Source organism: Actinobacillus suis ATCC 33415 (genome assembly GCF_000739435.1).
In the GTDB taxonomy this organism is placed as follows: Bacteria; Pseudomonadota; Gammaproteobacteria; order Enterobacterales; family Pasteurellaceae; genus Actinobacillus; species Actinobacillus suis.
The window spans coordinates 930647-949226 of record NZ_CP009159.1 but is presented as its reverse complement, the minus strand read 5'-3'; the positions used below and the strand labels follow the sequence as shown (position 1 = coordinate 949226).

Annotated in this window: 19 protein-coding genes; 9 read left to right on the top strand and 10 right to left on the bottom strand. The window is 41.0% G+C overall.

Annotated elements, in window-relative coordinates:
• Window positions 1-39: 39 nt before the first annotated feature.
• From ASU1_RS04335 to ASU1_RS04310, 6 genes are all read right to left on the bottom strand, one after another.
• Window positions 40-1224, bottom strand: coding sequence for a YbfB/YjiJ family MFS transporter (locus ASU1_RS04335; RefSeq protein ID WP_014991639.1), 1185 nt, complete (start codon window positions 1222-1224; stop codon window positions 40-42).
• Window positions 1225-1288: 64 nt separating this feature from the next.
• A complete protein-coding gene (locus tag ASU1_RS04330; RefSeq protein ID WP_039195730.1) occupies window positions 1289-2281 on the bottom strand; it encodes an MBL fold metallo-hydrolase in 993 nt (330 codons plus the stop codon).
• A gap of 14 nt (window positions 2282-2295) precedes the next feature.
• A complete protein-coding gene (locus tag ASU1_RS04325; RefSeq protein ID WP_014991637.1) occupies window positions 2296-2961 on the bottom strand; it encodes an alpha/beta hydrolase in 666 nt (221 codons plus the stop codon).
• Window positions 2961-3647, bottom strand: a complete 687-nt coding sequence (locus tag ASU1_RS04320; protein WP_039195081.1) for a DsbA family oxidoreductase — start codon at window positions 3645-3647, stop codon at window positions 2961-2963. Before ASU1_RS04320 ends, ASU1_RS04325 begins: the two co-directional genes overlap by 1 nt.
• 78 nt (window positions 3648-3725) lie before the next feature.
• Window positions 3726-4037, bottom strand: coding sequence for an ArsR/SmtB family transcription factor (locus ASU1_RS04315; protein ID WP_014991635.1), 312 nt, complete (start codon window positions 4035-4037; stop codon window positions 3726-3728).
• A 188-nt stretch (window positions 4038-4225) separates the two neighbouring features.
• Window positions 4226-4750, bottom strand: a complete 525-nt coding sequence (locus tag ASU1_RS04310) for a single-stranded DNA-binding protein (RefSeq protein WP_039195080.1) — start codon at window positions 4748-4750, stop codon at window positions 4226-4228.
• Between the two features lie 151 nt (window positions 4751-4901).
• Between ASU1_RS04310 and uvrA the strand changes: the two genes are divergently transcribed.
• Window positions 4902-7730: an excinuclease ABC subunit UvrA gene (gene uvrA / locus ASU1_RS04305; RefSeq protein WP_014991633.1), complete on the top strand. Its 2829-nt coding sequence runs from the start codon at window positions 4902-4904 to the stop codon at window positions 7728-7730.
• A gap of 73 nt (window positions 7731-7803) precedes the next feature.
• Here uvrA and ASU1_RS04300 read toward each other — a convergent pair whose 3' ends face one another.
• Both ASU1_RS04300 and ASU1_RS04295 read right to left on the bottom strand, forming a co-directional pair.
• Window positions 7804-8097 (bottom strand): hypothetical protein, encoded by a 294-nt coding sequence (locus tag ASU1_RS04300; RefSeq protein ID WP_014991632.1) that lies wholly within the window; start codon window positions 8095-8097, stop codon window positions 7804-7806.
• Window positions 8098-8105: 8 nt separating this feature from the next.
• A complete protein-coding gene (locus tag ASU1_RS04295) occupies window positions 8106-8390 on the bottom strand; it encodes a BrnT family toxin (RefSeq protein ID WP_014991631.1) in 285 nt (94 codons plus the stop codon).
• A gap of 180 nt (window positions 8391-8570) precedes the next feature.
• Between ASU1_RS04295 and polA the strand changes: the two genes are divergently transcribed.
• From polA to ASU1_RS04265, 6 genes are all read left to right on the top strand, one after another.
• Window positions 8571-11444, top strand: a complete 2874-nt coding sequence (gene polA / locus ASU1_RS04290) for a DNA polymerase I (RefSeq protein WP_014991630.1) — start codon at window positions 8571-8573, stop codon at window positions 11442-11444.
• Between the two features lie 158 nt (window positions 11445-11602).
• On the top strand, window positions 11603-12244 hold the full coding sequence (gene lolA / locus ASU1_RS04285; RefSeq protein WP_014991629.1) for an outer membrane lipoprotein periplasmic chaperone LolA: 642 nt from the start codon (window positions 11603-11605) through the stop codon (window positions 12242-12244).
• Window positions 12245-12317: 73 nt separating this feature from the next.
• A complete protein-coding gene (trpR, locus tag ASU1_RS04280) occupies window positions 12318-12626 on the top strand; it encodes a trp operon repressor (RefSeq protein WP_014991628.1) in 309 nt (102 codons plus the stop codon).
• Window positions 12627-12654: 28 nt separating this feature from the next.
• The gene (gene mtgA, locus ASU1_RS04275) at window positions 12655-13416 is read left to right on the top strand and encodes a monofunctional biosynthetic peptidoglycan transglycosylase (protein WP_039195728.1); all 762 of its coding nucleotides are present in this window, start codon (window positions 12655-12657) and stop codon (window positions 13414-13416) included.
• Window positions 13417-13490: 74 nt separating this feature from the next.
• Complete coding sequence (gene nfsA / locus ASU1_RS04270) at window positions 13491-14210, top strand: oxygen-insensitive NADPH nitroreductase (RefSeq protein WP_039195077.1); 720 nt, start codon at window positions 13491-13493, stop codon at window positions 14208-14210.
• Window positions 14207-15121, top strand: coding sequence for an ATP-grasp domain-containing protein (locus tag ASU1_RS04265; protein ID WP_014991625.1), 915 nt, complete (start codon window positions 14207-14209; stop codon window positions 15119-15121). The genes nfsA and ASU1_RS04265 overlap by 4 nt, the downstream gene beginning before the upstream one ends.
• Before the next feature lie 36 nt (window positions 15122-15157).
• Here the strand turns inward: ASU1_RS04265 and ASU1_RS04260 are convergent, their stop codons facing one another.
• Window positions 15158-15904 (bottom strand): YdcF family protein, encoded by a 747-nt coding sequence (locus tag ASU1_RS04260; RefSeq protein WP_014991624.1) that lies wholly within the window; start codon window positions 15902-15904, stop codon window positions 15158-15160.
• 63 nt (window positions 15905-15967) lie between these two features.
• Window positions 15968-16846: a methylenetetrahydrofolate reductase gene (gene metF, locus ASU1_RS04255; protein WP_014991623.1), complete on the bottom strand. Its 879-nt coding sequence runs from the start codon at window positions 16844-16846 to the stop codon at window positions 15968-15970.
• Window positions 16847-17397: 551 nt separating this feature from the next.
• On the opposite strand from metF, the gene citD reads away from it, so the two are divergent.
• On the top strand, window positions 17398-17685 hold the full coding sequence (gene citD, locus ASU1_RS04250) for a citrate lyase acyl carrier protein (protein WP_014991622.1): 288 nt from the start codon (window positions 17398-17400) through the stop codon (window positions 17683-17685).
• A gap of 8 nt (window positions 17686-17693) precedes the next feature.
• Window positions 17694-18569, top strand: a complete 876-nt coding sequence (gene citE, locus ASU1_RS04245) for a citrate (pro-3S)-lyase subunit beta (RefSeq protein ID WP_179130569.1) — start codon at window positions 17694-17696, stop codon at window positions 18567-18569.
• Window positions 18570-18580 lie beyond the last annotated feature (11 nt).

The following is an 18580-nucleotide window of genomic DNA, read 5'->3' as shown; positions in this document are numbered from 1 at the left end:
AGGAAATTTGTCAGTTATCTAGGACAGCCCCTAAATAAATTATTCTGTCTTTTGAAATAGCCAGTCCATACTTAGTGAAATGGCTAATGCTATACCACCAATAATGAACAAAATTCGATGGTCATTGTGGGTGGCGCTAAATACTGCGGATAAACCATAACCAGCTAATGCTTGAGCAGAGGCAAAGAAAACGGTAGCTTTACTCCAGTTTACATTGCGTAACCGTGGGCAGGAGGTCATTTCAAAAATGAGAGCAAGCATTAATGGCACGATTCCTGGTGGAAATGAGCCGATGATAACCGTAAGTATCGCTATTACAATGATATTTTCTGTGGCACATAATGCAAAAATAGCTAAAAATTCGACCGCTAGTACTGTGCGTAAAGTTGGTTTTGCACCAAATTTATCAGCGAAATAGCCATAAAGTGGTGGACCAATCATCGAACCAATGCCATATAAGCTCCAAAATAGTGCACCTGTGCCAGCGCCAAGTTGTAAGCCTCGTGCAATGTAATCCACAATAAATACGGCTGGTGCAACAATAAATACAGCCATCAAACCATATTGGAGATATAAAATCAGAAAGGCAGGTTTGGGTTCTAGGATATGTGGTTGGGCTGGTAGTGATGTTTGGGCAGGTGCAATTTCCTGTATTTTTATGACAGGATCAGGAATGTTAAACCAACTCAGTGCGGTCAAAATAGTAGAAAAAATACCTAAGCCAAACCAAGTCGCTTTTAACCCTAAATTAATTAACATTGGAACAATAGTTGCAGAGGCGAAAATACCTAACCCAATACCTAAGAAAATTGCACCACTGGCGAGATTTTGGTGTTCAACAGGTACATGGGGTGTGATAGTTGCCGCAACTAATACCATAATTGCACCACCTGAAATCCCTGAAATTAATCGCCAAACGAAATACCAAGCAGTTGAAAGCGGGAAGGCGCAAGCAAAAAATGAGAGTGTAACTAACAGCATCATTACACGTAATGTTTGCTTGTTAGAAAAGGCATTTCCCATCGGTCGCCCAGATAACGCACCGATCAAATATCCAGCTAAATTTGCCGCACCTAAATAAGCTGCATCTGAAGCTGAAAACCATTGTTCACTAATTAGCAACGGTAATAGTGGCGTATAAGCAAAACGTGCCAAGCCGATAGAAATCAAACTTGCTGACAGTCCTGCAAAAATAAACCATGCAATGGATTTTTGTGTTTGCATTTTTTCTCCTTATGGCAAGCGGTCTAATTTTGCTTTTTTTTTGCAAAAAAAGACCGCTTGTATCTTATTGATTTTCTAAAGGTAAGTATTGCATTGGCACCCAAGAATACCCTTGTTCTTCTTTCACAATATGTCCAATCCCTGGGAATGGGATATGTGCTGCCCCAACCCATAATTTACCTTCGCTGACTAATTTCAGAATGCGCTTACGGGTGGCGATCGCCGCTTTTTCATCGCTATCCACTTCCATAGAAATTTCAGGATTTTTTAACTGAATCGTATGGCTGTGAATAATATCGCCCCATACTAACAATCTATCTTTGCCTGAACCAACTAAATAGCCTGTCATGCTTGGTGAATGTCCGAATTCTTGTACAGTTTCAATGCCCTCAATAGGGTTTTCACCTTCATTAAATGTCTTAAATTGCCCAGCCTCTTGATAAGGCGTTACAGCTTGGCGAGCCGAATCAAAGAAAATTTGTACTTCTTTTGGTTGTTGGGCTGCAATCTCTTTGCTTAACCAAAAATCTGAATCTCTTTTCGGTGCATAAAGTGTTGCATTTGGGAATGCCATTTTTCCATCAGTGGTTGCTACACCACAGGCATGATCAGAATGTAAATGTGTTACTATAATATCTTTCACTTCTTCTGGTTGAACACCTGATGCTTTTAAGTTTTCAACAATATGACCTAACGTATCGCCATAACATTTTGCAGCTCCTGCATCAATGAGGGTATAGCCTGAAGGCTGCTTGATTAAAAATGCATTAACAGCTGTTTGGATACCATCTGCAGTACGAGGTAAAAACATTTTGTCGAATACTGCTTGCATTTCATCTGCTGAAATACCGTGAATCCATTTATGTGGCACATTCACAGGACCGTCATATAATGCGGTAACCAATAAATCGCCTAATTGCATTCGGTAAAAGCCAGCAACTTGCTGTTCAGCTTGTTTCACGGCAGGTTGTGCGGTTGTTTCTGCGTGTAGAACAGGGGTAAAGTTTGCTATCATTGCGGTTGCAATAAGGGTTTTCATCATTTTATTTAATGTCATTTTTGCTCTCCAAGTTAAAGTTTTGTTCGAATCCATCTTCCCATCTCATCAATTTCAGGCATTGCTACAAAATGTTCAATAGGATAAGTTTTGAATGTGAAATCTCGGTTTTTCGCCAGCATCAGCTTGCCTTGCTCAATCTGTGTGAGCGTAATTAGCGGATCTTGGCTTCCGTGTAACCATAAAATCGGTGTAAAATATCCGTTGTCTTGCCATTGGTTTGTTAATGGCAAATAGCCTGATAAGCCAACAATACCGCCTAGCGGTTTAGAATAGGTTGTGCCAGCTAGTAGCGAAATAGCACAACCTTGTGAAAAACCGCTCAGAAAAATCTTCTCGCTTGGTATGCCTTGAGTGATTTGTTCATCGATCAATTTATGCACATAATTGGCCGCACATTGAATGCCAGACTCGTCTTCTTCAATCAGAAAATTATCGCCTAGTAAATCGTACCAGCCCGAAACGGGAGCGTTCGCCCATCTGATAAAACGTACTGGTGCAGAGGGCAAGACGAATTTTACGTTCGGTAATGATTCTGCTAAATATTCAGCAATAGGGCGGAATTGCAAACCACTAGTGGTTAAACCGTGTAAGAAAATCACGCAAGCGGTGGAATTTTCAGGATTTTTTCCAGACGGTATGATAAGTGGTTCATTATGTGGAATAAGAATGTCCGCCATCAGTTACACCCATCAATACCGCATGCCATTCCTGTGGTGATTTCAAGTTCTGTTTGTTCGTTCCATGCTTGATTTAGGGCTTGCAACATATAATCTGTAGGTTGTGCGCCTGATAGGCCAAATTTGCCATCAATCACAAAAAACGGTACAGCTTGAATGCCAATTTGACGGGCTTCTTGTTCGTCTTGGCGAGCTTCGCTGGCGAATTGGTCAGAGTCCAATAATTTTTCTATCAATTCACGGCTAATGCCAACATCTTCGCCACATTTAACTAAATTTTTACGCTCTGTAAGAGCGAGATTTTCGGTGAAATAAGCGTGCATTAAACGCTCATTCATTGCATCACCTTTGCCTAAACTTTCTGCTAATTTGGTTAAACGGTGTGCATCAAAAGTGTTGGTGTTTTGCACTGTTTCATATTTCATCTCTAAACCAGCCTTTTGCGCTGTGGCTTCTACTTGACGGATAAATGCTTTCGCATCTGCAGATGTTCTACCGTATTTACGTTCAATACGCTGCTGTGTTGTAGTAGTAACATCATTTGACGCGGTTGGGTCTAGCTCAAAGACTTTATGCACAATTTGTACCTGTTTAGCGTGGGCAAACTGGCTCAATGCTGCTTCCAAATGGCGTTTACCTACATAGCAAAACGGGCAGGCATAATCAGACCAAATTTCAATTTTCATAATAAATCCTTATTTTCTTAAATCTAAAAATGTAGATATGTTTTTGCTTTAAAAAACGCCAAATGACGGCGTTTTCAGTTAAATCTCAATACGAAGAGTAGTTAGAAATTGCTCGATTTTCTCAGCATTGTAGTGGTAGTATGTCCACTTTCCAGAACGACTCATTTCCACTAGCCCAGCTTTTTTCAAACTATTTAAATAACCCGATACTACGGATTGCGCTAAGCCTGACTTAATCGTGATTGCCTGCACACACACGCCGCCATCAGCTGCAATCGCATCAACAGTAAATTCTGCCCCACGAAAATACTGCTCAGGCGATTTAATCCAACGTAACATTTGCAAGCGATGTTCATTCGCCAATACTTTAAAAATTTCGACTAATTCCATATTCGCTCCAAAATTTGATAGGGATATTATATCTATAAATTTAGATTTGTAAATGAGTTTGAAGATATTGAAGAAATTTAATTCTGGTTTTAAGGAAATGTATTTAAAAAAAGAGAAGTTCTTCTATCTTTCATATTAAGATGAGAACTTCTCTTTGTATTTATTATATTGATATTGATTTACACTGTTTAGAACGGGATATCGTCGTCGAAGTTATCCATTGGTGGTTCTGCTTGAGCTGGTTTTGCAGCTTGTTGAGCAGGGCGGCTTGCTGTTTGGTCATAACCGTAACCGCTGTTACCTTGGTTGTAACTTTGTTGTGGTGCAGGTGCTGAATTTCCCCAACCGCCTTGGTTGCCGCCGAAATCGCCGCCTTGGTTACGTCCGCCTAACATTTGTAAAACGTCACCTTGGATTTCGGTGGTGTAACGATCTTGACCGTTTTGGTCTTGCCATTTACGTGTTTTTAAACGGCCTTCAACATAAACTTGTGAGCCTTTACGTAAGTATTGACCGGCAACTTCCGCTTGGCGACGGTAGAATACGATACGGTGCCATTCGGTTACTTCACGGCGTTCGCCCGTATTTTTATCTGTCCAACTTTCACTGGTTGCTACGCTAATATTTGCAACCGCTTCGCCGTTTGGCATGGTGCGCATTTCAGGATCGTTACCTAAATTGCCCACGATGATAACTTTATTAATACCTGCCATAAAATCCTCTGTGAATTAATTAAGTGCTTTGAAATTTTGTGCGACATTCTACCTGAAATTCAAAAAAATGCACGCATTAAAACTGATATTTTGTACAGTTACTTTAAAATATGCGATAATAAAAAACATTTTTTAGTGAGAGCAACCGATTATGCAGTACATTGATGTTCGTGGTGCGAGAACCCACAACCTTAAAAATATCAACTTAATTCTCCCTCGAGATAAATTTATTGTAATTACCGGCTTATCCGGATCGGGTAAGTCTTCTTTAGCTTTTGATACGCTGTATGCGGAAGGGCAACGCCGTTATGTCGAATCCCTTTCTGCTTATGCACGCCAATTCCTTTCATTGATGGAAAAACCAGATGTTGACCATATTGAAGGGCTTTCACCGGCAATTTCTATTGAGCAAAAATCCACTTCGCATAACCCTCGTTCCACGGTGGGGACGGTAACTGAAATCCACGACTATTTACGTCTATTATTTGCCCGAGTGGGCGAGCCTCGTTGTCCGGATCACGATTTACCGTTGGCGGCACAAACCATTTCGCAAATGGTGGATAGAGTAATGGAAGAGCCGGAAGGCAAGCGTTTGATGTTACTTGCACCGGTGGTCAAAGATCGTAAAGGCGAACACGTAAAATTATTGGAAAATTTGACCGCTTCCGGCTATATCCGAGCCAGAATTGACGGCGAAATCTGTGATTTATCTGATCCGCCGGCATTGGAATTACAGAAAAAGCACACAATTGAAGTGGTGGTCGATCGCTTTAAAGTGAGAAGTGATATTACAACACGTTTAGCGGAATCGTTTGAAACGGCATTGGATTTATCCGGTTCGACTGCGATTATTGCTGATATGGATGATCCGAGTGCGGACGAAATCGTCTTTTCGTCTAGTTTTGCTTGTCCGCATTGCGGCTATTCGTTACACGAATTAGAGCCTCGTTTGTTCTCATTTAATAACCCAGCGGGTGCTTGCCCAACCTGTGACGGCTTAGGGGTAGAACAGTATTTTGACCCGAACAAAGTGGTACAGAATCCGGATGTCTCGTTAGCGAGTGGTGCGATTAAAGGTTGGGATCGCCGTAGCTTTTACTATTTCGGTTTGTTGAAATCGGTGGCGGATCATTATGATTTTTCACTGGATACGCCATTTAAAGAGCTGACTAAAAAACAACGTGAAATTATTCTGAACGGTTCAAAAGACGAAATTGAATTTGTTTATGTTAATGATCGTGGCGATAAAGTAAAACGTAAACATACCTTTGAAGGTGTGTTAAATAATATGGCTCGCCGTTATAAAGAAACCGAGTCGAATTCGGTGCGAGAAGAATTAGCGAAATATATCAATAATCGCCCGTGTGTGGAGTGTGAAGGTTCTCGCTTACGCCGTGAAGCTCGTTACGTATTTTTAGATAAAACTAATTTGCCGATGGTATCGGAGAAATCGATTGGCGAAGCGTTAGAATTTTTTGAACAGTTAGATCTTGCCGGTCAAAAAGCGAAGATTGCGGAGAAAATTTTAAAAGAAATTCGTGAACGTTTGCAGTTCTTGGTCAATGTCGGCTTGAATTACCTCTCGCTTTCTCGTTCGGCAGAAACCTTATCTGGTGGTGAAGCTCAACGTATTCGTTTAGCCAGCCAAATCGGTGCGGGTTTAGTTGGGGTAATGTATGTGCTTGATGAACCGTCTATCGGCTTGCACCAACGTGATAACGAACGTTTATTAAATACCTTAATTCATCTGCGTAATTTGGGTAATACCGTGATTGTGGTGGAGCATGATGAAGATGCGATCCGTGCGGCGGATCATATTGTGGATATCGGCCCTGGGGCAGGTGTACATGGTGGTCAAGTTATTGCGCAAGGTACGGCAGAAGAAATTATGCAGGTGGAAGATTCGATTACCGGACAATTCCTTTCCGGTAAGCAGAAAATTGAAATTCCGGCAAAACGAGTGCCTTATGACGCAGCAAAATTGCTCACCTTAAAAGGGGCGAGTGGTAATAACTTAAAACAAGTACAGTTGGATATTCCGGTGGGTTTATTCACTTGTATTACCGGTGTGTCGGGTTCGGGTAAGTCGACTTTAATCAATGATACCTTGTTCCCGTTAGCACAAAATGCATTAAATCGTGCGGAACGTACTGATGTCGCACCTTATGAATCGATTGATGGCTTGTCGCATTTCGATAAAGTGATTGATATCGACCAAAGCCCAATTGGACGTACGCCTCGTTCAAATCCGGCAACTTATACCGGTTTATTCACGCCGATTCGTGAATTATTTGCCGGCACACAAGAAGCGAGAGCGAGAGGCTATAATGTCGGACGCTTTAGTTTTAACGTGCGAGGCGGACGTTGTGAAGCCTGCCAAGGCGATGGCGTGATTAAAGTGGAAATGCACTTCCTACCGGATGTGTATGTGCCGTGTGATCACTGTAAAGGTAAACGTTATAACCGAGAAACCTTGGAAATCCGTTACAAAGGCAAAACGATTCATCAAGTGCTGGATATGACGGTGGAAGAGGCGAGAGAATTTTTTGCACCGGTGCCGGCGATTGCGCGTAAATTGCAGACGTTAATGGATGTCGGTTTATCGTATATTCGCTTAGGACAGTCTTCGACTACACTTTCCGGCGGCGAAGCGCAGCGTGTTAAATTAGCGACCGAGCTTTCCAAACGTGATACCGGCAAAACGCTGTATATCTTAGATGAACCGACTACCGGTTTACATTTTGCCGATATTAAACAATTACTTTCAGTGCTACACAAATTGCGTGACCAAGGCAATACAATTGTGGTGATCGAGCATAATTTAGATGTGATTAAAACTGCCGACTGGATTGTTGATTTAGGCCCTGAAGGCGGTTCGGGTGGCGGACAAATTATTGCAACCGGCACACCAGAAGAGGTAGCGAAAGACAAACGCTCGCACACGGCAAGATTCTTAAAAGAGATTTTAGCCAAAGGCTAAAGCACACCACTAAACAAGCGGTTAAATTTCCAGAAAATTTTGCAAAATTTAAAGGGGATTTAACCGCTTGTGTTTAAGCTGCATTATGTAATTTGGCGAGATCTTCTTGAATCTTTTCATTGGCTAACATTCGTTTTTCAGACTCAACGAAACGCGTTAGGATTTGTTTGATTAGAGGTTGATAGCCTAGTCCGTGAAGTTGGGCGATATCTTTGAGATCTTGAATTAATCCCTTAGATAAGCGAATTGAGATTGGCTGTAAAGCAAGTAGTTCTTCTAACATTTCTGGCGTTGTATGAGTTGAACGTTGTACAAATTTTTCATCTTGCCCTAGTTCTCTGTTTTCCCATTTTTCAATATTTTTCATACTTACCTCTATTTATATTTCTCGTAAATTCGAATTTCTTCCGCATTTGGGCGATAGGCTGTTCGAATGTAAATGTCGTTATTTTTTCGCATAAAACAGACTTTGAGTTTTATTCCCCTATTGGTTTCGGCAATAAACCATTCTGTTGGCGGTTCGCTCAAATGTTCTTCACGTGTATCAATTAAAAATTGTCCGTTTATATTTGAAAATGCTTCGAGAATTTCCGTTTCCGGATCAGAAAGTCCATGCTTCTGAATCAGTTTTAAATAAATTTGATGTGAGATTATCAGCATTTTTCACCTTTGTATATACAAATTTAAATCAGATAAATTGAGAATAAGTTTTTCCTTTTATTCTTCAATCTGCAAAAGTGATTTTTTCGATATAACTCGAAAAGTTATCGATTTCTTCAGATTTAAGTAGAAAAATCCGCTATAATTGCAGTAATTTTCACTTCTAAAATAAAGGTTAAAATGGCTACAATTGCTCAAAATCCGCTCGTTCTTGTGGACGGTTCTTCTTATCTTTATCGTGCGTTTCATGCGTTTCCGCCGCTGACTAATAAAAATGGTGAGCCGACGGGAGCGATGTATGGCGTGTTAAATATGCTGAAAAGTTTAATTGCTCAGGTTGAGCCGAGCCATATTGCGGTGGTTTTTGATGCGAAGGGTAAGACTTTCCGTGATGAGTTATTTGAGCAATATAAATCGCATCGTCCTCCGATGCCAGATGACTTGCGTGCACAAGTGCAACCGTTACATACGATTATTAAAGCGTTAGGCATTCCGCTGATCTCGATTGAAGGTGTAGAAGCGGATGATGTGATCGGTACGCTTGCGGTGCAGGCGGCGAATGACGGAAAAAACGTGTTAATCAGTACCGGCGATAAAGATATGGCACAACTGGTGAACGATCACATTATGCTAATTAATACCATGAACAATACTTTGCTTGATCGTGAAGGTGTGATTGAGAAATACGGTATTCCGCCAGAGCTGATTATTGATTATTTAGCATTGCAAGGCGACGCTTCGGATAATATTCCTGGTGTGAAGGGCGTGGGCGAGAAAACCGCATTAGGTTTGCTGCAAGGAATCGGCTCATTAAAAGAGATTTATGCGAATTTGGATCAAGTCGCCACACTTTCATTCCGTGGTGCTAAAACACTTGCACCGAAATTAGAAGCGGAGAAAGAAGCGGCGGATTTATCTTATTTGCTTGCCACGATTAAGACCGATGTTGAACTGGAAGTCACCCATGAACAATTAGTGGTGCAATCACAAAAGCGTGATGAATTAGTTGAGTTGTTTGGACGTTATGAATTTAAGCGCTGGCTGAATGAAGTGATGAATGACGCTAACCCGGTCACGCAAAATTCAGCGGAAAAAATTCCTAATAATTATCAAGCGACTGTTTCAGCACCGCAAGCGGTCGAAACCGAGCAAACTTTTGCAAAAGTGGAGATTGATCGTAGCAGATATGAAACGGTAGCCACAATGGCGCAGTTGCAGAGTTGGATTGAAAAGATCAACCAAGCAAAATTAGTGGCGGTGGATACCGAAACCGATAGTTTGGACTCTATGTCGGCAAATTTAGTCGGAATTTCATTTGGCTTGGCTAACGGCGAAGCGTGCTATATTCCGTTAACGCACAAAGAACAGGTAACGCTTGAGCCTCAGCAAAGCGATCTGTTTGCCGAGCCGGCAGAAGTGGAAACTACCACAAGCTTTGAACTTGCAAAAAATCAGCTAAATTTGACCGCTTGTTTGAATGAGCTTAAGCCGGTATTAGAAAATGATGATGTGAAAAAGATCGGGCAAAATATTAAATACGATCTGACTATTTTCGCAAATCACGGTGTGCAGGTGGCAGGTGTTGCATTCGATACGATGCTGGAATCTTATACGCTAAATAGTACCGGTCGTCATAATATGGACGAATTAGCGGATCGCTATTTAGGGCATAAGACGATTGAGTTTGAAGAAATTGCTGGTAAGGGCAAAAATCAGCTGACATTCGATAAAATTGCGATTGATGTCGCTTCACAATATGCGGCGGAAGATGCGGATGTGACGATGAAATTACATCAAGTGCTTGCGCCGGAATTGGATAAAGCGCCGACATTGGTTAAATTGTTTAATGAAATTGAAATGCCGTTGGTTGAAGTGCTTTCTCGCATTGAGCGTAACGGTGTATTGATTGATCCGGAAAAATTACTGGCGCAATCGGCAGAAATTGAGCAGCGTTTAGCTGAGTTGGAACAGTTAGTGCATAGTGAAGCCGGTGAAGTCTTTAATCTTGCTTCTACCAAACAATTACAAGAAATTTTATTTACTAAACTTGGCTTACCTGTCTTGAAAAAAACACCGAAAGGTGCGCCTTCTACCAATGAAGAAGTGTTGGATGAATTAGCGGGGCAAGGGCATTTAGTGCCGAAATTATTAATGGAACATCGTGGCTTAAGTAAGTTGAAATCGACTTATACCGACAAGTTACCATTAATGATTAATCCAAAAACAGGCAGAGTGCATACCTCTTATCATCAGGCAGTAACGGCGACCGGTCGTCTTTCATCAAGTGATCCGAATCTGCAAAATATTCCGATCCGAAATGAGGAAGGCAGACGTATTCGCCAAGCATTTATTGCGAATAAAGGCTATAAAATTGTCGCAGCCGACTATTCACAAATCGAATTGCGTATTATGGCGCATTTAGCAAATGATGAAGGTATGATTACCGCCTTCGCTGAAGGTAAAGATATTCACCGTGCAACAGCAGCGGAAATTTTCGGTTTAGCGTTGGATCAAGTAACAAGTGAGCAACGCCGTAGTGCTAAGGCTATTAATTTCGGTTTAATTTACGGTATGTCGGAATTCGGTTTATCAAACCAATTAGGCATTTCACGTGCCGATGCGAAAAAATATATGGAACGTTATTTCCAACGTTATCCGGCAGTGCAACAATTTATGACCGATATTCGTGAAAGTGCGAGTGAAAAAGGGTATGTGGAAACACTTTTCGGCAGACGTTTATATTTACCGGAAATTAAGTCCAGTAATGCAATGCGCCGTAAAGCGGCGGAACGTGTGGCGATCAATGCACCAATGCAAGGCACTGCGGCGGATATTATTAAAGTCGCAATGATTGGCATTGATAAAGTGATTCGAGGCGATGAAAATATCAAAATGATTATGCAAGTGCATGATGAATTGGTGTTTGAAGTAAAAGAAGAATTGATCGAACATTATAGCCAATTAATTAAAGCGGAAATGGAAAAAGCGATTCAGCTTAAAGTGCCTTTAATTGCAGAAGTCGGCGTGGGCGATAACTGGGACGAAGCGCACTAATTTTGTGAAAAATAATTAATCAATAAAATAAAAGCCAAATGCTTCTTGGTGTTTGGCTTATTTTATTGTATCGTTATGCTAGTACGAAGCTTTGTGAAACTTTTACAGAATAGGTTGTCAAAGAGGCACTTGATTCTCTTTGATAGAAGGAACAAAAAATGAAAAAATTAATTAAGCAATCATTATTAGGTTTTGCCTTAGTTTCTATGACTGGCGCAGCTTTTGCTGATGCGCAGTCAGTTGCCGAATTGCAACGACGTTTAGAGCAAGTCAGCCAATATAGTGCGGATTTTGATCAAACGGTACGTTCAAGCAAAGGTAAACAAATTCAATCGGGTAAAGGTAAATTCCAAGTGAAGCGCCCGAATCTGTTCCGTATGGATACTAAATCACCGCAAGAAAATTTAATTGTTTCTGATGGTGCGAATTTATGGTTTTATGATCCGTTTGTGTCACAAGTGACGGTGAATACGGTGCAAGATGCAGTAAATAATACACCGTTCGTATTATTAACCAGTAGTGATAAAAGCCACTGGGATCAGTATGATGTGACACAAAATGCGGATACTTTCGTATTAAAACCGAAATCGAAAAAAAGTAATTTAAAACAGTTTGATGTGCGTATCGATCAAAGCGGTATGTTAAAAGGTTTTAGTACCATTGAACGAGACGGACAGAGCAATTTATACGTATTACGTAATATTACCGGTGGTGGCGTATCGTCTGATTTGTTCAAATTTAGCGTACCGAAAGGCGCTGAGTTAGATGACCAACGTGGCGGTAAAAAATCTAAGAAATAATTTATTTTACTAGCGGTTTTATTTTCGCAAAATTTTGCCAAAATCAGACCGCTTTCCTTATTTTGGAGGTTCAATGAAAATTCTTTATAGTCAACGTGATCCGCAAGAGTGGCAACAGTTTATGGTTTTATTGCAACAGGCGGTGGCAGAAGATAAATTAGAACAGTTTTTTACCTCGTTTTTAACGGCAGATGAACGTAACTCTTTAGGTCTACGTGTGCAAATTGTTGCGGCGTTACTAAAAGGTGAAGTGCCGCAAAGAGAAATTCAGCAAAACTTGAACACTAGTGCCGCAACCATTACGCGCGCTTCTAATATGCTGAAAACATTGGAGCCGCAATTTATTGAGTGGTTAAACGAGAAACTTAATGGCAAAGCGTAAACGAAAACGCAAAAAGAAGTCAGTCACCATGTTTAGTTTGATCAAACGCTTATGCCGTAAATTTATCAAGTTTTTTATTCCGCAGGAGATTGGTTCGAGAGCCGGTTGGTTGTGGTTCGGCTCAAGCCGTTTAGGGGCGGGGCTTGGTGGTGCTTTCGTTACGTTTTTGATGATTTTTTCGGTATTACCCGTGCCATTTTCCGCTTATATGGCGCAGAAAAAAGTTGAGCATTTGATTGCCGGTGATAATTATAAAATCCAATATGATTGGGTCAGTTTAGATAAAATCGCTTGGCAAATGCAGATGGCGGTGATTGCTTCGGAAGATCAAAAATTCGAAAGCCATTTTGGGATCGATTTACAAGCGATTGAAATTGCATTACAGCGCAATGCTAAATCGAAAAAAGTGCGAGGTGCTTCCACTATTTCTCAGCAAACGGTCAAAAATATGTTTTTATGGCACGGACAAAGTTGGCTACGAAAAGGTATTGAATTGCCGCTAACTTTTGTGATGGAAAATACTTGGGGTAAACGCCGTATTTTGGAAGTGTACTTAAACATTGCTGAATTTGGTGACGGTATCTTTGGCGTAGAAGCGGCAGCGAAGCACTTCTTTAAAAAACGTGCGAAAGATCTGACTTTACAAGAGTCGGCTTTATTAGCCGCTTCGTTACCTAATCCGTTAGTGTTTCGGGTGAATAAACCGGGGCCGACCATGCGTAAACGTCAGGCGTGGATTATGCGCCAAGTGACGGCATTAGGCGGTCGTCATTATTTGGAAAAGTTGTAGAACAAGCGGTAGAATTTGCAAAAAAATTTGCAATTTCGACCGCTTATTTTTTTATCTTTTTTATCGGGGGCAATATGATTAGCAAACCAACCTTAGAAACGATACTTTCTCATCGTTCGATTCGTAAATTTACCGAACAACCTATCTCGGAAGAACTATTCCAAACCTTAATCCAAGCCGGGCAACAAGCCTCCACGTCCAATCATTTACAATGCGTGAGCGTGATTCGTGTCAAAGATCAAACCATACGCCAATCATTGCGTGAGGTATCTGGTATGGCATATGTGACCGAATGTGCAGAATTTTTGGTTTTTTGCATTGATTTTTATAAACATAAACAGCTTGTACCGGATTCGCAATTAGATTGGGCGGATGTGAGTGTTATCGGTGCGGTAGATACTGGAATTTTTGCACAAAATGTTTTGTTGGCTGCGGAATCGGTCGGCTTAGGCGGTGTATATATCGGAGCATTACGCAATGATGTCGCTAAAGTAGCGGAGGTATTAGGACTGCCGCAATATTGTGTGCCGTTAGTTGGTATGTGTTTAGGTTATCCGGCACAAGATCCGGCACTTAAACCTCGTTTGCCGGCAACATTAGTTTGCTATGAGGATCAATATCAGCCGTTAGACCAATCTGAACTTGCAAAATATAACGAAATTTTGACCGCTTATTATCAGGAGAGAACCGGTGAAGGGCAGCAGTGGCAGGCTGCGATCGATAAAACCTTAAATAAAGCGGTACGTCCGCATATGTTGCCATTTTTCCAACAACAAGGATTGTTGAAACGATGAGATTTTTAATGTTGTGCCGAGAACCTCGTTTATATAGCTGCCGACGTTTACAGCAAGCTTGTGAGCAGCGAGGTATCCACTTAGATATTCTTGATCCGAATCGGATGTTGATAAAGTTAGCGGTGGAGCAAGGTCAATCGGTATTACAGCTCTATTATCAAACGGGTGAAACTTACGATAAAAACCGACCGCTTCCGCAATTATTGCCTGATTATGATGCGGTATTGCCTCGTTTCGGCACAACCAGTACGGAAATGGGATGCCGAGTTTTGCGTTACTTTGAAGCAAAACAGGTAAAAGTCTTAAATAATTCGACCGCTTTTGCTTTGGCAAGAGATAAATGGCTAAGTTTGCAAGCCTTGGTTACCGCACAAATCGCTGTGCCGGCAAGTTCGTTAGCCGGTGAACTGTGTTCGGTAGAAGGGCATTTAACCCAACATCAGCTCCCGTTAGTAACGAAAACATTATCCGGTTCGCAAGGTGTGGGAGTAATGTTAGCGGAGAGCCAACAAACCGCCCAAAGTGTTTTGGCTGTTTTACAGCAAGCGAAATTAGCTTATTTGTTGCAAGATTTTGTAGCAGAGTCAAAAGGGCAGGACATTCGAGCGTTTGTAGTTGGAGATCGTGTCGTGGCGGCAATGAAGCGCTCCGGTAATGAGGGGGAATTTCGAGCCAATATTCATTTAGGTGGCAAAGCTCAAACGATAGCATTAACTGAAGCGGAACAACAACTTGCAGCGAAAGCGGCAAAAGCAATCGGACTTAGCGTGGCGGGTGTCGATCTGATTCGTTCTGATAGCGGATTGCTGGTGTTAGAAGTGAATGCCAGCCCTGGGTTAGAAGGGATTGAGCAGGCAAGCGGCATTGATATTGCCAGTTTGATGATTGACCATCTGATTCATTCACCTTAATGCGAAAGCCCCCAAACGGAGGCTTTGTTATTCTATTTATCCGATAAGTTTTTCTTTCCAATAACCAATCCATTCTTTAAGGGCAATGCTACTATTTTGTAGCGCTTGTGCTTGCGGGATAAACGGTAAAATTCCGATATCAAGCGCCTGATGAGCGGTAGTGCTAGCCGCAAGCACGTTAAAGCCCTCTCGCTCAAACAGCATTTTGGCGCGTTTCATATGCCATTGGTTAGTCACCAAAACAATATGTTGAATACCGGCTTGCATCAGAATCGGTTTACTGAATGTTGCATTTTCTTCGGTAACATTTGATTTTTCCTCAATCCAAGTAACGGGAACATGGAAAAAATCGTTCAACTCTTGCTCCATAATTTTTGCTTCCGGCTCTCGTCCTTCTGGGCTTCCTCCAGTGACTAAAATCGGCAAACCGGTCTGTTTATGTAAATAAGCCGCATAGCGCATCCGTTCTAACGGTGCGGCGGCAATCGCATAATTACCGAATAGCTCATTACTGTCACGCAATCCCCCGCCTAATACTACGATCGCTTGGGCTTTTTTGTAATCTTCAATGGTAAGTTTTTGGGTAAAAGTGACCGCTTGAATCAATTGATGTGAGAAATAAGGTGTACTACAAATATAGAGAATCGTCATACCTAATGCGGTACAAAAATAGCTCAGCTTTTTGAATTGTAATTTATGGAGAAATAAAGAAAAAATCCATAAAATCAAAGCGTTAAATGGCGGAAGGATAATGGCGGTAATCAGTTTGGTTAAAAATAGCATAAGTCAACAGGACAATCATTCAATATGAACATTGTCCGTTATTTGTACATTATTGTCTAGTGTCTATGGACGAACGCCGAGCGTATGACAAATGGCGTAAGTAAGCTCGGAACGGTTTAAAGTATAAAAGTGAAAATCTTTCACACCTTCTTTTGAGAGAATTTTGACCATATCCATTGCGATGCTTGCCCCGACTAAATTGCGAGTTGTTTGATCGTCTTCCAAACCTTGATACATTTTTTGCATCCAGCTTGGAATTCTCACATTGGTCACTTTTGCCATTTTTTCTAATTGTTTGAAATTAGAAACGGGCAGAATACCCGGTACGATTTCAACATCAATACCTACGGTGGCACAGCGGTCACGAAATCTAAGGTAGCTATCAATATCAAAGAAAAATTGAGTGATTGCGCGATTGGCGCCGGCTTCAATTTTTTGTTTTAAGTAAATTAAATCGGCTTGCGTTGATTTTGCTTCCGGATGTACTTCGGGGTAAGCGGCAACTGAAATATCAAAATCAGCCACTTCTTTTAATAATCTCACTAAATCTGCTGCATAAAATGGTTTTTTCGCATAGCCAGCCGGCTCGTCTCCTCGGAGTGCAACAATATTACGAATGCCGTTATCCCAATAATCTTGAGCGATTGTACGTAATTCATCAGGGCTGGCATCAATGCCGGTTAAATGCGGTGCAGCTAAAATGCCGGTTTCTTGCTGGATATTTTTTACAATGGAGTGCGTGCGTGTTCGTTCGCCGGAGTTTGCGCCATAAGTGACGGAAACAAATTTAGGTTTTAGCGCTTTTAAGCGGTGAATAGAGTCCCATAGCATGGTTTCTATTTTTTCATTTTTAGGCGGAAAAAATTCAAATGAAACGTTAATTTGACCGTTTAAGTCTGCAACACTTTGATTTAAATGATCAATTTCTTTAGCATAGCTCATATTTTGTCCCTCTTGCGAATTGTTATTATTAGAATGGTGTTGAATTTGCAACCGTTTTTTCTGGTATCGAGTGAGGGTATTTTATTTTTATCTTTTAATTAACGTCAATTTCATAATTTTCAGAATTAACATGAATTATATTCATAATTATTGTGCTTTGTATTTTGTTGGTTGATCCATATCAACAATACCTCTTTCTAATTAGCAAAATTATGAGAATTCGTTAGAATGCAATTATTGCGGTAATATTTTTTTTCTTAAAATAATTAACATATGGCTATAAGACATATCATAAGACAGACTCAAATACAGTGGCGAAAAGCTTCCGTTAGTTCGTCTATTGGCTATGTTACTTGCTATCCGTTGTTACAAGCGGTCAAATTTCTTCCTTTTTTTACTTACCTTAATTTATTTTCTTTATTTCTGTTTTTACCGTCGATCACAACCAGTTGCCAATGGAGAAGGGAGTACAAGCGGTCGTATTTTCCAATTTATTTGTAATCTTTTGTCCATTAGTAATTCGTTTATTAGCAAAAAATAAGGAAACCATTATGCAGATAACTAAAATCGCTGTGGCAGGCACACTAGAATCTAGTGATGCGCAAGTCCGCATTGAGCCTGCGAATACGTTAAACATTGAGTTAAATAGCTCGGTGGGAAAACAATTTGGTGATGACATTTTAGCCACCATCAAAGAAGTACTCGCTCAATTTGATGTAAATGCAGCACAAGTGACGGTAGAAGATAAAGGTGCATTAGACTGTGTACTTCGTGCAAGATTAAAAGCCGCCTTATTACGTGCAACTGACGAACAAATCGATTGGGGGAAAGTGCTATGAGCCAAAAAATTAGATTAAGAAGAAGTATGCTTTTCGTTCCGGGTTCAAATGCGGCAATGATCAGTAATACCTTTATCTATAAACCTGATTCAATCATGTTTGACCTTGAAGATGCGGTGGCGTTAAAAGAGAAAGATTCAGCTCGTATCTTAGTCGCTCATGCACTTCAACACCCACTTTATAAAGAAATTGAATGTGTGGTGCGTGTAAACCCATTAGATTCAGAATTCGGTCTAGCAGATTTAAATGCCGTAGTACGTGCAGGTGTTGATATTGTACGTATGCCAAAAACTGAAACTGCACAAGATGTGATTGATATGGATCATGCGATCACCGAAATTGAAAAAGCATGTGGACGTGAAGTTGGCTCAACATTAATGTTAGCCGCAATTGAATCGCCACTTGGTATTACTCAAGCGAACCAAATCGCAACAGCTTCAAACCGTTTAATCGGTATTGCGTTAGGTGCGGAAGACTATGTACGTAACCTTAAAACCGAACGTTCGCCAGAAGGTATTGAATTATTATTTGCACGTTGTTCAATTTTACAAGCGGCTCGTGCAGCGGGCATTCAAGCGTTTGATACTGTTTATTCAAATGCAAATAACGAAGAAGGTTTCTTAGCGGAAGCAGCACTAATTAAGCAGCTTGGTTTCGATGGTAAATCACTTGTGAACCCTCGCCAAATTGAATTACTTCATAACTTATTTGCGCCAACGCAAAAAGATGTGGATCAAGCGAAACGCATTATTGAGGCGGCAGAAGAGGCAAAACGCAATGGTTTAGGTGTGGTATCGCTCAACGGTAAAATGATCGATGCACCAATTATTGACCGTGCCGCATTAGTACTTGAACGTGCAAAACATGGTATTCGTGAGGAATAAGGGGGAACCGC